The following is a 14,652-nucleotide window of genomic DNA, read 5'->3' as shown; positions in this document are numbered from 1 at the left end:
ACGAGGCAGATTTCCTTATCCTGGACCGGCCTTATCGCCCGGGCCAGGATGGTTTGCGCTTCTCGCTGAACGCTTTGAGGCCTTCCTTGGCGTCCTCGGTCATCGCCAACAACGCGATCTGGCTCTCGGTATAGGCGATGCTCTCGTCGAACGACATCGAGGCTATCGCGCGCATGGCATATTTGCCGCGCCGGATTGCGGTCGGCGACTTGTCGACGATGCGGTTGATCAACCATTCGACCTTCGCGTCCAGCTCGGCCGCCGGCACCACATAATTCAGCAGCCCTGCGGCCTGCGCGGCCTTGGCGTCAAAGGGCTCGCCGGTCAGCGCCCATTCGTTGACCAGGCGAGGCGGCGCCATCGACTGCAAAAGGCTCATCACCTGCATCGGGAAGACGCCGACCTTGACCTCCGGAAGGCCGAAGATCACGTGATCGGCGGCCACGGCCATATCGGTCATACATAGCAGGCCCATGCCGCCGGCCATGCACACCCCGCCTACGCGCGCGATCGCGGGTTTGGTCGAGTTTTGCGAGAGTCGTAACAGATCAGCGTAATCGACATTCGGCTTGGAATAGTCCATCGCGAAGGCAGCGCCGCTGTTCTGCAGGTCGGCTCCGGCGCAAAAGGCCTTGTCGCCCGCCCCTGTCAGCACGATGACGCGGACCTCGCTGTCATCATGAGCGTCGCGATAACCTCTTGCGATGCCCGCGATCACGTCACCGTTGAGCGCATTGCGCTTGTCCGGCCGGTTGATCGTGATCCAGAACGCCTGGCCTCGCTTCTCCAGGATCACGCTGCTGCTCTCGGTCATCTTGCCCGCCTGTTCTTGCCGTTTCCGGCAACCATTTGCGGCAGGTGGCGGCCGACTGCAAGAGCGATTTAGGCTGAGACCCGAGCCTTACGGACCCAAACCTTGTTGTCGTGGAACGCGGCGCCGCCGACAGGGGCGACCGTCTCGGCGCCCGTCAGCGTATTGATGCCGCGGCCACCGATATGGGCCTTATTTGGGTGGATGGATTCGGCGATCAGCACGCCGCGACGCACGCCGTCGAACAGCTTTGCCGTTAGCGTCGTTTCGCCGCGCATGTTGCCGAGCGTCACCGCATCGCCGTCGGCAATCGAAAGGGCCGCCGCGTCGTCCGGATGGATCATCACCGTCGGCTTACCCTCGCGTGCCTGGGATCCCGGCGTCTCATTGAAGCTGGTGTTGAGATAGCTCCGTGACGGCGAGGTCGCCAGCCGGAACGGGTGCTGCTCGTCGGCCTCCTCAATGATGGTCCAATGGTCGGGTAGCGACGGCATCTGATCCCACGGCCCCAGACCGGCGATCCCGAAAGGCGGATGAGCCCAATCGGCCTTGAAGTGGAACTTCTTGTCCGCATGTGCAAAGCCGTCGAGGTAGTGCGAGCTACGGAAATCTGGCTGGATGTCACGCCACAAATCCGCCTCAAGCCTCTCGATATCGCCATGACCGCTCTTCTTCAGCGTCACGTCGATCAATTCACGCGGTGACATCTCAAAGCCGGGATGGACTGCATTGAGGCGGCGCCCGAGCGCCTGAATCACTTGATGATTGCTGCGGCATTCGGCCGGAGGCTCGATCAGCTTGGGCCCAACTGAAATGTGCTGGTGACCGCCGCCGTAATAGAGATCGTCGTGCTCCATGAACATCGTCGCGGGCAGGACGATATCGGCCATGGCTGCGGTCTCGGTCATGAACTGCTCATGGACCGCCACGAACAGGTCCTCCCGAGCAAACCCTTCGCGCACCAAGGTCTGCTCTGGCGCCACCGTCACCGGATTGGTGTTCTGGATCAGCATCGCCTTGACCGGCGGTCCGCCCTTCAAGGCCTCGGCGTCGCCGGTCAGGATACGTCCAATCCTCGATTGATCGAGCCAACGCGTGGTGCGGTCGATCGCATCATGTCCCTCGATGACGGATTCGTTGAATTTCCAGATCGCGGCATTGTTGAAAAATGCGCCGCCGCCTTCATATTGCCAGGCGCCAGTCACCGCCGGAATGCAGAGCGCCGCGTGCATTTGCGCCGCACCATTTCGGCTTCGTGTGAAGCCGTAGCCCAGGCGGAAGAACGAGCGTTCGGTTTGGCCGACCAGGCGGGCGAAAGCCTCGATCTCCTCCACCGGCACGCCTGATATCGAGGAAGCCCATTCGGGCGTCCTGGTGGCGAGATGTGCTTCCAGTTCATCCGGGCAATCCGTATAGCGATCCATGTAGGCGCGATCTGCGTAGCCTTCGCGAAACAGCACATGCATGACGCCGCAGGCGAAGGCAGCGTCGGTGCCGGGCCGCAGGATGATCTTCACGTCAGCCTGTTTCACCGTGTCATTGTTGTAGATATCGATCGCGGCAATCTTGGCGCCTCGCTCCTTCCGAGCGCGCATCGCGTGCGTCATGACGTTGACCTGGGTGTTCACCGGGTTGGTTCCCCAGATCACGACGAGGTCGGAGACGCCCATTTCACGCGGATCAACGCCGGCGATCTTGCCGGTGCCAACCGAAAATCCGACGCGCGCGATATTCGCGCAAATCGTGGAATAGAAGCGGGAGTATTTCTTGACATGCGCCAGGCGATTGATGCCGTCGCGCATCACGAGCCCCATGGTGCCGGCGTAGTAGTAGGGCCAGATCGACTCGGCCCCGAATTCGCGTTCGGCCGCATCGAAGCGCGCGACGATCTCGTCTAACGCCTCGTCCCAGGAAATGCGGTCAAACTGGCCGGAGCCCTTCGGCCCGGTTCGCCGCATCGGGTAGAGGAGCCGCTCGGGATGATGGATACGCTCGGCATAACGCGCAACCTTGGCGCAGACGACACCTGCTGTATAGGTCTGCAACTTTGAGCCGCGGACCCGTCCAATCGAGCGGCCCTCGATCACTTCGATGTCGAGCGCACAGGCCGACGGACAATCGTGCGGACAGGTTGAATGGCGAATGTCGATTTTGGCGCGCTCGTTCATGCCAAATAGGTAACATCAAATTCCAGCGCCGCCGAGGGGGATTGTCGGGAATTTGCGTGCGAAACAGGGCATAAGCCGGGTTCCGCCAAGCAGCGACATCAATCGCCGGGGAGCGTGCGGATTCGACTCGCCGGGAGAGCAAGTCGTGTCGGTCGGGGAGCGTCCGGTATGATGTCTGGGCCGACGAAGTCTGGGCCGACAGGCTCGGCCTGCGCCGTGTCCGAAACCCAATTCATAGCCGACGGATGACTAACCACCATGCCGATCAGGGCGATGACGATGAGCAACGGCAAAGCAATGAGCTTGATGCTCCAGCTTTGATAGATGTTCTGGTCGTCGTCAGGGGGCTGGTCGAATGAGTCGTGCATGGATCTCTCCACATTGCGGTCCCTGACGTGGGGTTACCGCAACGCGCGCCACCACCCTGTGAGCAGCTTCACAGGGCCGACGAACTCACCGCGTTGTGAAAGATGTCACGGAGCGTGCTATTCGCTGCCGTTTTCCGATCCAGAATCGACCAGGGTCTGTAGTTCTTCCGGCTTCAGCACCACGATCGCACCATGCTCGAGCCGCACCCAGCCACGCGTGGCCCAAACCCGGAGCTGCTTATTGATGCTTTCACGGGTCATGCCGACCATCTCGCTGATCTCTTGCTGGGTGATGGCAATGACACGACCTTGCGGCTCAGGCTTGTGCTTTTCGGTAAGGCGAAGCAAAGCACTGGCGACCCGACCTGGAAGGTCTTGCAGGATGACCTGTTCGACTTGATCGCTGGTCCAGCGCAGCCGTATGCACAGGAGTTCGATGAACTTCATCGCAAGCGCCGGCTGGCTTCGGACGAAGGGAATGAATTCGCGCTTATCGATGATGAAAAGTTCGCAATTGCTGTTCGCGGTAGCGTCGGCTGTCCGCAACCCTGAATCAAGCACCGCGATCTCGCCGAAGATCTCTCCCGCCTCGATCAGGTTCAGGATCGCGTTGCGACCGTCGGGCGATGAGATGCTGATCTTGACGGTGCCCGATATGACAGCAAACAGGCTTGTGCCCGGATCTCCCTTCGAGAAGATCGCAGCTCCGCGCTTCAGCGTCGTGTGCTTGGCGTAACGGCAAAGCTGCTCGAACGCCTCGGGTTCGAGATCGACAAAGTATGGATGCTTGCGGAGAACCGACAATTTGCTGGTCGAAAATCCGCGAGTCTCGCCCGTTTTATCCTGGGGCACGCTCGTTACAACTCCGAAAGCAAAGACTGCCTGGGATGTAGTTCTTCCGTAGTCAACCAAAACCGGCTTTTCAACTGGAAAGCGGCCTCATACGTTGATGTGAGTGTAACGCTCCGATCCTGACGTGGGAAGCCAGCCGTCCGGAGCCCTCTCCTGTCTCGCCCAAGTAGCCCTCGCCTGCATCTGCCACCTGGACGGCACGTGCGACACATCCGACAACTCTACGACAAACTTAAGTAATTTCAGCTTCACGTTCCAAAGTGACTGCGCCAATTTGCTGGAGCGCTGCCGCGCCGCCCGGCCTCGTCACCCGCGGCAATCCGGGTCTATTTGCCGCCCTCGTCCGCGAGAAGGCGACCGAACGACCCGCGCGCAAACAGCAGGGGCTCCTGTCGGTTGTAGGAATAGGCCTCAACCGCACCCAAGAATATGACGTGATCGCCGCCATAGTAGCGATTGACGGCACGACATTGAAAGTTGGCGACGCAGTCGGCGATGACGGGCGCATTCCCCAGTCCAGGCGTCCAGCTCACCCCGGCGAATTTATCGTTTGAGGATTTTGCAAATTGCGACGCCAATGCCTGCTGGGACGCGCCGAGCACATTGACCGTGAAGTGGCTCGCATTCTGGAAGATGGGCAGGCCCTGCGAGAACAGGCCAAGGCTCCACAACACCAACGGCGGATTCAGCGATACCGACGCAAAGGAGTTGCAGGTGACGCCATATGGCCCGCCGTCCGCGGCCATCGCCGTCACGATCGTGACACCGGTCGCGAATGTGCCCAGCGCATTCCGAAAATCCCGTGGATCGATCGGCGAGTTTCCGCTGGCAAATTCGTTGGCCGGGTCGGCCGGATGCTTGGGTACATCAGACATCCGGTGAACCTCAGAGCGTCAGATTTTCGGACGGCAAGCCCAGCGCCACGCGTCCATAGTTGGTCCCCGCCGCATCGAAATTGAAGGCAAGGTGTGAATTGACCGCATGGGCGTCGCGGAACTGCCGCTGCAACGTACCTGACGTGAAAAGGCTGCGCGCCCCGCTTGCGGCGAACAACAGCGATACCGCCTCGCTGCAGAGATTGACTGAGAAAGCGCCGTCGCGCCGCAGCCTGGTCTTGGCGGCGATATCGGGGATATGGCCGCTCCGTGCGTTCGCCATCGCGCCGATGCAGTTCGCTCGCATGATCAGGCGCGCCGCATCGATCTTGGCGGAAGCTTCCGCGATCTTGATCTGTGTGCTCTGCATGTCGCCAAGCTTGGCGCGATTGGAGGTCGAAACGCGATGGCGGGCGATCCCGACATAGTCGTCGAGACATGCCTGTGCATTGCCGAGGGCAACGCCTGACAAGACATATGGAAACAGCGCAAAGACCGGCAGCGCGTAGAGCGGGTTCGGATTGACCGAACTGCCAGGCGTCGGCCCACCCGCGAGATCGCTCACCGCGATCGACATCGAATCTGCGACAAAGGCTCCCTCGACCTCGACCTCATTCGAGCCGGTCCCGCGCAGGCCGGTCGCGTTCCAGATATCCTTGATCCTGTAGTCCCGCCGATTGAGCAGGAATATCCGATATTCGACTCCATCGGCCTCGTCATCGGAGGAGACCACGCTGCCAAGCATATTCCATTCGCAGGATTCGACGCCCGACGAGAATGGCCAGCATCCGGTCAACACGTAGCCGCCATCGACCTTCCGCGCCCGGCCGGCAGGGAATATGAAGGAGGACGCAATCAGAGTATTCGGTTCCTTGCTCCAGACCACATCCTGAGCCTGTGGATCGAACATCCCAAGCATCCAGTGGTGGCTCGCAAGATTGGCGAAATTCCACGCAACAGAAGCATCGCCCTGCCCCAGCGCATCGGCAGAATCGATCAGCGCGACATAGTCGAGCTCCGCGCCGCCGACGCGCCTCGGCTGCAGAATCCGGAACAGGCCGGCGTTATGCAGATCGTACTCGGTCTCCGCCGGCAGGCGCCGTAATTCCTCGGTCCGTGCCGCCCGCTCGCGAAGTGCCGGAATGAGTGCCCTGGCCCGCGCGACCATGGCCACATAATCTTCTGCTTGCCGCTCGATAGGCGAGCTTCCACCGGGGCTGTGGCCGTCCGTTGCCATTGGCGTTTTCCCGCTCGGCCTTTCTGATCCCAAAGTGTCCAAGACCGCTCGCAGTTTATCGCTTGAACACCACGGATCAAGACTCCTCGCAGCATCCCGACGTGAACGAGTTGCCGCCTGGAAGCAAAAATAAGCCCGGCGGCCAGGACGGCCACCGGGCTTGTTCGGAACTTCTCACGGACCTGCGGCCTCGTCTAACCTCCTGCGGGCTCCCATTCGCGAGCTCGCTTCGAGCCTCACTCCACGGTTTTCCGCCAGTACAGCGTGTGCGGCCACGCCCAGGGAGCCTGCGGCTGATACAGCCGATACCCCGCACGGATGAAGTTGTTGGCAGAGGGGATATTGTCTGTGGTATCCGAAACGATCGAATGCCATCCGTTGCGGCGTGCACGAGCCTCGAGGGCGCGCATGACGCGCAGTTGAAGAGACCGGCCCAAATGCTCTCTTAGTACGCCAACCCGGCAAAAGTAGCCGGCGTTGTCGACGTGTGTCGAAGCAACAAGTCCGGCAAACGCCACCGGCTCAGCTCCATCGAAAGCAACCCACCAATGTCCATGATCGAACTGAGGAACGCGCGCCCGGTCGAAGAACGTCTGCTGATGCAGTTCGGCAAGTGTGTCCGCGACGTCTTCATCCTGGCCGTCGACCTCACGAATTCGATACATCGGTTGGTTTTCTCCAATCACTCGTCATTCACTTGGCGAGGGTCGCCTTGATGCCCAGCCAGATTGCCCCAAGCAACCCGGTGGCGATGACCGTGATTACTGCCTTGAAAGTGTAACTCTGAGCTTGCTCTACGCTCCGCCGCCAACGTCGCAAGTGCTGGAAATCGGCCCGCAATTCAGCTCCGACCCACTGCGTCACCCAGATCGTGAAGGCATCGGCGGTCGCGCCGGAGCCGCCGATATCGATGAAGGCGCGCAAGGGCAGCAGCGGATCGGCGAAAACCTTTCCGATGCGTCCCTCTTTCCGTGCCTGCGTCAGCATCTCGGCGAAATAGGCGCCTTCGAACGCTCGCACGTAGTCCCCCTCCCAGATGTGATCATAGCGATCGGGATAGAGCGACAGGTCGGTCCGCCGCTCTTCCTCGAGCACGGACGGAAACCAGGGATTGTCGCGCCAGTTCGCGTGCACGACGATCGCACCCGGCGGTTTTCGCGCGCGCAGGAAGTCGTCGATCGCATCGGTCTTACGCCGCGGATTCCAACTCGCCCACAATTCGGAGCCTTCGGCACGAATGGTCGGACGCAACAGCGCGAGGCTGCGCGCGGTCAGTGACTGCGCCTCGTCGACCCAGGCGATGCGAAAACCTTCCAGTGACTTGATCGAGTCCGCCGTATGGTCCTGAAGGCCTCGGAAGATTATGATACCGTCACCCGGCGTCTCAATCTTGTCGGCAAACAGCTTGAAGCCGCTGCCGATGCCGAGCGAAGCGATCTTGCTTTCGATCAGCCGTTTTGAGGACTGTGCCAATGTCCGTTGCGCCTCGCGGATGCAGACCGCGAGCGTGCCACGCTCGGCCTGGCAGGTTTCGACCAGAAGCTCTCCAAAGAAATGCGATTTTCCCGAGCCGCGCCCGCCGAATGCTCCCTTGTATCGGCCGGGTTGCAGCAGCGGTTCAAATGCTTTCGCGGTCGGAATTTTCAGGATGGACAATGACGCGCTCTATTCGGTGGACGAGTTCTAGCTGGCCATCGCCGTTCTCGATCGCCTGCGGGGCCTTGCCCCAGCCACGGTCGAGAACGGCATTGGCGGCGGACACGCGCGCAGCCGGCGTTGCATCTTTGCTGCGCATGATCCCCACCAGGACGTTCAACGCTGTTCTGGTGTGACTGCGGGCGAGCGAACGAATTTCGGTAAGAGTTTTTGCCACTTAAGTCTCATGCAGATCAGGAAGGTCGTATGGCTTCGCTTGCGCGCGACGGCGTATTGAATTTGCGGCAGATCGCTCCGGAGACAGCGATCATTTCGGCGCGAACCTTATCCCCTGGATCGTCGGGGGCCGCTTGCGGCCATGGCACATCTGCGCCAGGCCGCGAGGCCGGCGCGTTCGCGCGCGCCGGCTGATTGACGGTGAAAGTGGTTCGGACGACGGCGCGCTTGCGACGCGCGGCGTCGGGGCATGGAGATGTGGCGTCGTGACGCGCCGCCGTCGTCCGATTCGAAAAACGGAAAAGAAAAAGCCCGCCGCGGATTTTCTCCGCGCGGGCTTCACAATGTTTGCGATGATGTCCTTATGCCCCTGATTTGCCCGACGTGTCAACGTCCGAGTTGACTTGGCGCAGAGCCAGCGATCCGGCGGCGCATCATCGGTGGTCGCACGCTGGGACAGCAAAATGCCCGCAGCGGTTACTTCCGCTGCGGGCATTGACGAATTCCGCGACGATGTCCTTATGCTCCTGATTTGCCCGACGCGTCAAACGCTTTCTAAGAAACGATTTCGATGTTCGGGACCAGTTCGTCAGCGTGCGCTGAACCGCACAGCTCCCGTGTGAGCGAAGCAAACGAAAACCAGTCTCGAGTGTCATTCCGGCGCCGTGGAGTTAGCCGGATGCGCGGGCTTCGGTCCGGGCGGAGCAGGTTCGATCGGCGATTTCGGCTCCGTCGGCATGACCGCGGCGCCTGCCGCTCGCGCGGCTTCCCCGGTCGTGGAGTAATTGGCCGTCGCGGCCGGCTGTACCTTCGGCTTGCTCCATGGACCATGATCGACGACCAATATGCCGAGCACGCCGGCCGCTGCCACCGCCAGTGCGACCAACAGTGGCGCCCCGCCGTGCCGGTTCGAACGTCTTTCGTTCAAAGGACTCTTCTCCATCGAATGCGTGTGGCCTGACGAACAAATCCTCGGGAGCTCGGAGGTTCCGCGCCCGCCAGACCGAACGGACTGTCCGCACGCGGAACAAATTGGCCGTTGACGCATTTGATAGGTTGCCGCTGAGGATGACCTTCAGCGCGGCGTGCGCTGCCAGACCAGATTTCATGAGGTTCTAGCCGTGAACTTCGAAACACCCGAATCCCCGCTGCAGCCCAGCCTTGGCGAACGCGCGATCGACACCGCAACCGATGTATCGCGTACGATCACGGACGTTTCCGATGGTCTTCGGGCTGCGATCGATCGGCTCAGCGACGCGATCAAGACCTCGCGTCAACCCGGCGGCACGCTTTCCACGATCAGCGCGATCACCCGCGAAGCGCCGCTAACGAGCCTGTTCGTCGCATTCCTGTTCGGCGTCGCGGTAGCGCGGCGGCGTTGAGCGCAGCGGCCAGGCACGGCTGTCGACACCTCCCTCGATAAACATTTTCTGGCGGCATCGAACCTGCCCGGATTCCAATGGTGGCGAGAGTGTGGCACAGTGATTCGGTGGGTTGTTCGCCCACAAGTCAGTGGCGTTGCGTCTCTTGGGGGAGAGGGGATCCAATGCTGCGCACATTCCGGCCGACGCCGACCTGCACGCGATTCAAGACCGGCATCGAAATGCCATGCATGAAGTGCGGCGCACAGATGCGCCTCGCCTCGATCGAGCCGCGAGATCAGGTTTACGACGTGCTGACCTATCGCTGCACGCCGTGCGACTCCGGCGAGAGCTTCCTGCAGGCCCGCTAAAGCTTGCATCAGCCGCTCAGCACGGCCATGCCGGCCTGAGTCAGAACGGGACTCTCGTCCTGCAGCTCGACCAGACCGAGCTCGCTCAGGATGCGGAGGTCCTCGTCGCTGACAGGGGATATCTTCAGGCGGCGAGCCTGGATGTCCCGCAACGCCCAGCGGAGCGCAATGGCTCGTTCGAGAGAAAAATCTGCGAACGGGTTATCCGCCATTCGCGTCGACCATTCCGGCATTCTCGTTTCCCGCTTCTCGGATGCGGCGGCGATGGTTGCGATAACGCGACAGCCGCCTTCGCGTTCCCTCGCCCGCTTCCGCAGGTCGGAAATCGATGCCGCTAGTAGCGATACGGCTCAATGTCCAGCAGCGGAAATGCGCTGAACACGCCCGGCGGATTGGTCGCCGTCGCGGGGTGCAGGTAGGACTTGTCGAGTTCGGCGAAGCTGGTCACGCCGAGCAGACCGAGGCAGCGGATCACCTCGTCTTCCAGCAATTCCAGCATGCGGGCGACGCCCCTCTCGCCATCGGCGGCCAGCGCCCAGCATTGCAGGCGACCGATGCCGACGAGATCGGCGCCCGAGGCGATCGCCTTCACGATGTCGGTGCCGCGGCAGAACGAGCCGTCCACCATGATCTTGGCGCGGCCCCTCACCGCCTCGACGATTTCCGGCAGGACGTGCATCGCACCGCGGCCGTGATCGAGCTGACGGCCTCCATGGTTGGACACGTAGATCCAGTCGACGCCGTGATCGAGCGCGATGACCGCGTCCTCCGCGGTCGCGATCCCCTTGATGACCAGCGGTATCTTGAACTTGTCCTTGATCAACTTCACCGTCCGCCATTCCAGCCCTTTCTGGAAGTCGCCGCCGGTGGCGCGAATACGGCTTTCCCGCACGTACCGCTTGGCAATGTCGCGCTCGCGACGGCTGTAGTGCGCGGTGTCGACGGTCAGGCAGAATGCGGAATAGCCGTTGGCAACACTGCGGCTGACGACGTCCTCGACAAAGGCATCATCCCCGCGGACATAGAGCTGGAAAATGCGCAGCGCATCGGGTGCGGCCTTCGCGGTATTCTCAAGCCCTGGCTCGGACACCGAGCTCAGCATGTGCGCCGCGCCGAATGCGCCCGCGCCGCGGGCGACCGCCGCTCCCGCCGCAGGATCGAAGATCTCGAGCGCGCCGACCGGTGCAAGCATGACCGGCAGTCGCAACTTGCGCCCGAACACCTCCGTCGAAGCATCGACGTGAACGACGTTGCGCAGCACACGCGGCCGGAACGCGATCTCATCCAGCGCCACCCGGTTGCGCCGCAGCGTGGTCTCGGTCTCGGAAGCGCCGACGATGTAATCCCAGGCGTTCTGGTTCAGCCTGGCGCGAGCCTTACGGACAAATTCGTGCAGGTTCTGGTATTCTTCGCCGCTGGCCCCGAGTTCGACATTGCGTGTCGGCCGGATGGAGGTCCCGTCATTCATGGTGGTTTCTCTCCCGTTTTGACCGGCACATTAGCCGCAGATAAGCGGCAAAAGCTACCGCCTTGAAGGGCTAAATCCCGGATGCAAATGAAGGGCAGCTATTCGCTTGCGATCACCCGTCTGCCGACAGCGGAGAACGCCAGCGCTCAACCGCCCGAAAAGCGGTTTCTGTATTCGGTCGGCGATACGCCGAGATGCCTGAGGAAGGCGCGCCGCATCCGCTCGTCGTCACCAAAGCCGGCACGTTTTGCGACCTCGACGACGCCGCGTATTTGCCGGCTCTCCAGCAGCAGCCGAGCGGTTTCGACGCGGAGGGCCTCGACGCCGTTTGCCGGCGTCATGCCGGTGCGGCTGGCATAGGTGCGGGCGAAGGTGCGCGGCGTCATGCCGGCTTTCGCGGCCAACGTTTCTACCCGCAGGTCGCTGGCGATGTTTTCGATGATCCAGGCATGGAGCGCGCTGAAGCGACCTTCGACATCGGAAGCCTGTGCTGCGAGAACGGTCGAGAACTGGCTCTGACCGCCCGGCCGTTTCAGGAACACCACCAGCCGCCGGGCAACATCGAGCGCAATCGTATGGCCGAAATCCTCTTCGATCATGGCGAGCGCCAGGTCGATGCCGGCGCTGACGCCGGCCGACGACCAGACATGCCCATCCTTGACGAAGATCGCATTGGGCTCGACGCGGACATTTGGAAAGCTGTCCTGCAGCCGCGGGCAATAGCGCCAGTGCGTCGCAGCGCGCTTGCCGTCCAGCACACCGGTCCAGGCGAGCGCGAAAGCCCCGAGGCAGACCGAGGCGATCCGGCGTACCTGCGGCAGCGCCTGCGAAATCCATTTCATCAAGCGCGCGTCATTGCGGATCTCCCAGATGCCGGGGCCACCCGGGATCACCAACGTGTCGATCTGGTGCGGTCGCACGCTGCTGATCGGAGCCGTGCCGATCATCATCCCCACATCCGTCGAAACCAGTCCGCCCGAGGTGGACAGATAGGAAAGCGAATATCCGGGGCCCGGCAATTCGATTGCCTCCAATTCGGCGAACACCTGCGCCGGCCCGGAGATGTCGAGCAGTGTCACGCCGGGGAAAGCAACAATCGCAATCCGCCGCATCGCGGCCTGCGGGCGCGGAGGGAGCCGTCGGGATTTGGCAGATTTCGAGGGCATATTGTCCTTTAAGCCATTCGAGCCTCGCCTGTATAGCTCTCTATGGACAGTGGAGTTCTGCCATGGTGCGAAAGCTCGGCGGCCAATACCAGGCCATCAACTCGCCCTGGACCGGTTATGCAGTCTACAGTTTTCCGGATGCATCCTGCATCGGAGCTTCCGACCGCCAGCCGCTGATGGACGCCATGAATGGCATCATCGCCGTAAACTGGAAGGCGACGGAGCCGCACTGGACCGCAAGCTCTCCCCCATTCGACCGCAAGTATAGCCTCATCCTTGTGTTTGACAGCTTGGGACTGGCGGCCTTTTCCGTCTATCGCGTGCTGCAGATGTCCTGCGGACCTGCGGTCTATCGCAGCGGCACCGAGGTGCTTCCGGCTCACCAGGGACACGGTCTGTACGGCTTCTTCACTCAGGAAGTGCTGAAGCGTGCAAGCTCCGCAGCAAAGGGAATTGGCGGCCTGTTCTACGGATGGCGGACACGCAATCCAATCGTCTGGGCGGCCAATGCCAAGATCTGCGAGAAAGTGACGCCCTCGCTGCTCGACGACATCAGGGATTCCGCCCTGCAGGCAGCCTGCGTCGAGATGTGCACAACCCTCTATCCCGGCAAACCGCTCGAGGTGCCTGAAATGATCATGCGCGGCGCCTATGGCCACATTAAGCACCATCGGCAAGCTTACCGCGGCACCGCATCACTGGTCGATGCGGCGATGTCCCGCATGATTCCGGATTCGGCGGATGCACTATTCTCGGTTGGATTTGCGAGGGTGTGATGTCGATGCTGGGTCAGCAAACCGCATACGCCTCGACGGCCTCGCGGCTCGGTGACCGAGCCTATTGGGCCTGGGCGACGGTCGCTGTCGCCTACGCCATCGCCTTCCTGCAGCGCGTCTCGCCGCAATCGGTCAATCTGAGCCTGATGCACGACTTCGGCACCGACGCCGCGGGCGTCGCGATGCTCGCCTCCGGCTACTTCTGGGGCTACACGCTGATGCAGATTCCGGCCGGCCTTCTGGTCGACCGTTACGGCGTCAAGCGCGTGGTGCTAGCCAGCATGGCCGCTTCGTCGCTGGGCAGCGCAGCCTTTGCGCTGGCGCCGAACCTGCTTGATGTCTTCGCAGCGCGCCTGATCGTCGCCTGCGGCGATGCGCTGGTGTTCACAGCGCTCTTGAAGCTGGTCGCGCAGAACTTCTCCGATGAGCGGTTCGGCATCATGTCGGGCATCTCACAGGTGTCGGGATATGTCGGAGGCGTGATCGCGACGACGCCGCTTGCGGCCGCCGTAACGGGCTTCGGGTGGCGCGCCTGCTTTCTGTTCATAGCCGCTGTCGGCCTCGCCAATCTCGTCGCCGCCAAGTTCGCATTAAAACCAAATCCGATGTCATCCGGCAACAAGACGCTGAAGAGCGTCATCGGCGCCGCACGGCAATCGTTGTCGCATGTCGCCAATTGGGGATGCGCCATGACCTTTGCGTCCCACTTCGCAGTGGTGACGACGCTGTCGGGAGTATGGGGCATTCCGATGGTGGCGCACTTCTTCAACATCTCGCCGATCGCCGCCGGAACGCCGCTGCTTGCCTTCATGATCGGCAACGCCATCGGCTCCATCTTCCTCGGTCACGCAGCCGACCGCGTGGCGGCACTCGACGCAGCACTGATCCGCATTTGCGTGCTCCGCATGATCCTCGTCGCGATGCTGCTGCCGCCGATCGCCAAGGCATTCGGCCTTGTTTATGTCACCGTGGTGTTCACCACGCTCGGCCTGGTCGCCGGCGGAACGGTCCCCCTTGTGCTCAAATGCACCAAGCGGCTCTACACGGCCGACCTCATCGGCGTCGGCGCATCCGTGAACACGACCGCGGCCGGGTTCTTTACCGGCATCGCGCAACCGATCATCGGGTTCGCCATGCTTGTCGCGAGCCAGTTCGCCGTAGCCGATACCGCACATGGCGCAGGTGCGATCGGAGATGCCGGCTACGGCACCTTGATCGCAATTCTGCTGCTCATGTCGCTGCCCGGGATTGCCGGACCGCTTTTGATGAGAGGCAAACTGATAGTTCAGTAGTGGCGTTAACCTTGTAGGGGGCGTTATGGAGCGTT

General features: G+C 61.8%; 16 protein-coding genes and 1 pseudogene. 4 read left to right on the top strand and 13 right to left on the bottom strand.

The genetic code is table 11. The features are described 5' to 3' along the window. Positions 1 to 31: 31 nt before the first annotated feature. The 10 genes and pseudogenes from AC5ZG1_RS08345 to AC5ZG1_RS08300 all read right to left on the bottom strand — a co-directional run bounded on the left by AC5ZG1_RS08345 (position 32) and on the right by AC5ZG1_RS08300 (position 9,111). A complete protein-coding gene (locus tag AC5ZG1_RS08345) occupies positions 32 to 814 on the bottom strand; it encodes an enoyl-CoA hydratase/isomerase family protein (RefSeq protein WP_474418624.1) in 783 nt (260 codons plus the stop codon). 68 nt (positions 815 to 882) lie between these two features. After that, on the bottom strand, positions 883 to 2,979 hold the full coding sequence (locus AC5ZG1_RS08340) for a molybdopterin oxidoreductase family protein (protein WP_496132554.1): 2,097 nt from the start codon (positions 2,977 to 2,979) through the stop codon (positions 883 to 885). A gap of 98 nt (positions 2,980 to 3,077) precedes the next feature. Further along, complete coding sequence (locus AC5ZG1_RS08335) at positions 3,078 to 3,347, bottom strand: hypothetical protein (protein ID WP_208824460.1); 270 nt, start codon at positions 3,345 to 3,347, stop codon at positions 3,078 to 3,080. Positions 3,348 to 3,464: 117 nt separating this feature from the next. Further along, the gene (locus AC5ZG1_RS08330; protein WP_027582438.1) at positions 3,465 to 4,199 is read right to left on the bottom strand and encodes a Crp/Fnr family transcriptional regulator; all 735 of its coding nucleotides are present in this window, start codon (positions 4,197 to 4,199) and stop codon (positions 3,465 to 3,467) included. 326 nt (positions 4,200 to 4,525) lie between these two features. Then, positions 4,526 to 5,074 (bottom strand): flavin reductase family protein, encoded by a 549-nt coding sequence (locus AC5ZG1_RS08325; protein WP_496132553.1) that lies wholly within the window; start codon positions 5,072 to 5,074, stop codon positions 4,526 to 4,528. 10 nt (positions 5,075 to 5,084) lie between these two features. Continuing rightward, a complete protein-coding gene (locus AC5ZG1_RS08320) occupies positions 5,085 to 6,311 on the bottom strand; it encodes an acyl-CoA dehydrogenase family protein (protein ID WP_496132552.1) in 1,227 nt (408 codons plus the stop codon). Positions 6,312 to 6,547: 236 nt separating this feature from the next. Beyond that, on the bottom strand, positions 6,548 to 6,976 hold the full coding sequence (locus AC5ZG1_RS08315) for a GNAT family N-acetyltransferase (RefSeq protein WP_496132551.1): 429 nt from the start codon (positions 6,974 to 6,976) through the stop codon (positions 6,548 to 6,550). Between the two features lie 433 nt (positions 6,977 to 7,409). After that, positions 7,410 to 7,967, bottom strand: a pseudogene (locus AC5ZG1_RS08310) (phage terminase large subunit); the annotation flags it as partial. After that, positions 7,930 to 8,184: a hypothetical protein gene (locus AC5ZG1_RS08305; protein WP_474418618.1), complete on the bottom strand. Its 255-nt coding sequence runs from the start codon at positions 8,182 to 8,184 to the stop codon at positions 7,930 to 7,932. The pseudogene AC5ZG1_RS08310 and the gene AC5ZG1_RS08305, both read right to left, overlap by 38 nt. Before the next feature lie 651 nt (positions 8,185 to 8,835). After that, the gene (locus tag AC5ZG1_RS08300) at positions 8,836 to 9,111 is read right to left on the bottom strand and encodes a hypothetical protein (RefSeq protein WP_474418617.1); all 276 of its coding nucleotides are present in this window, start codon (positions 9,109 to 9,111) and stop codon (positions 8,836 to 8,838) included. Positions 9,112 to 9,304: 193 nt separating this feature from the next. Between AC5ZG1_RS08300 and AC5ZG1_RS08295 the strand changes: the two genes are divergently transcribed. Beyond that, positions 9,305 to 9,565: a hypothetical protein gene (locus AC5ZG1_RS08295; protein WP_130223614.1), complete on the top strand. Its 261-nt coding sequence runs from the start codon at positions 9,305 to 9,307 to the stop codon at positions 9,563 to 9,565. A 164-nt stretch (positions 9,566 to 9,729) separates the two neighbouring features. After that, on the top strand, positions 9,730 to 9,915 hold the full coding sequence (locus AC5ZG1_RS08290) for a hypothetical protein (RefSeq protein ID WP_028164894.1): 186 nt from the start codon (positions 9,730 to 9,732) through the stop codon (positions 9,913 to 9,915). 8 nt (positions 9,916 to 9,923) lie between these two features. Here the strand turns inward: AC5ZG1_RS08290 and AC5ZG1_RS08285 are convergent, their stop codons facing one another. The 3 genes from AC5ZG1_RS08285 to AC5ZG1_RS08275 all read right to left on the bottom strand — a co-directional run bounded on the left by AC5ZG1_RS08285 (position 9,924) and on the right by AC5ZG1_RS08275 (position 12,495). Continuing rightward, on the bottom strand, positions 9,924 to 10,148 hold the full coding sequence (locus AC5ZG1_RS08285; protein WP_245287343.1) for a hypothetical protein: 225 nt from the start codon (positions 10,146 to 10,148) through the stop codon (positions 9,924 to 9,926). A gap of 101 nt (positions 10,149 to 10,249) precedes the next feature. Then, positions 10,250 to 11,383, bottom strand: a complete 1,134-nt coding sequence (locus AC5ZG1_RS08280; protein WP_474418616.1) for an alpha-hydroxy acid oxidase — start codon at positions 11,381 to 11,383, stop codon at positions 10,250 to 10,252. Between the two features lie 146 nt (positions 11,384 to 11,529). Then, entirely contained in the window at positions 11,530 to 12,495 is a 966-nt protein-coding gene (locus AC5ZG1_RS08275; RefSeq protein WP_496132550.1) for a GlxA family transcriptional regulator, read from the bottom strand. Positions 12,496 to 12,611: 116 nt separating this feature from the next. Here AC5ZG1_RS08275 and AC5ZG1_RS08270 point away from each other — a divergent pair, with 116 nt between their 5' ends. Both AC5ZG1_RS08270 and AC5ZG1_RS08265 read left to right on the top strand, forming a co-directional pair. Continuing rightward, positions 12,612 to 13,325: a hypothetical protein gene (locus AC5ZG1_RS08270; RefSeq protein ID WP_496132549.1), complete on the top strand. Its 714-nt coding sequence runs from the start codon at positions 12,612 to 12,614 to the stop codon at positions 13,323 to 13,325. After that, positions 13,325 to 14,617 (top strand): MFS transporter, encoded by a 1,293-nt coding sequence (locus AC5ZG1_RS08265; RefSeq protein ID WP_496132548.1) that lies wholly within the window; start codon positions 13,325 to 13,327, stop codon positions 14,615 to 14,617. Before AC5ZG1_RS08270 ends, AC5ZG1_RS08265 begins: the two co-directional genes overlap by 1 nt. Positions 14,618 to 14,652 lie beyond the last annotated feature (35 nt).

This window comes from Bradyrhizobium sp. Leo78 (assembly GCF_059512425.1).
This window is presented reverse-complemented; position numbering and strand designations above follow the sequence as displayed.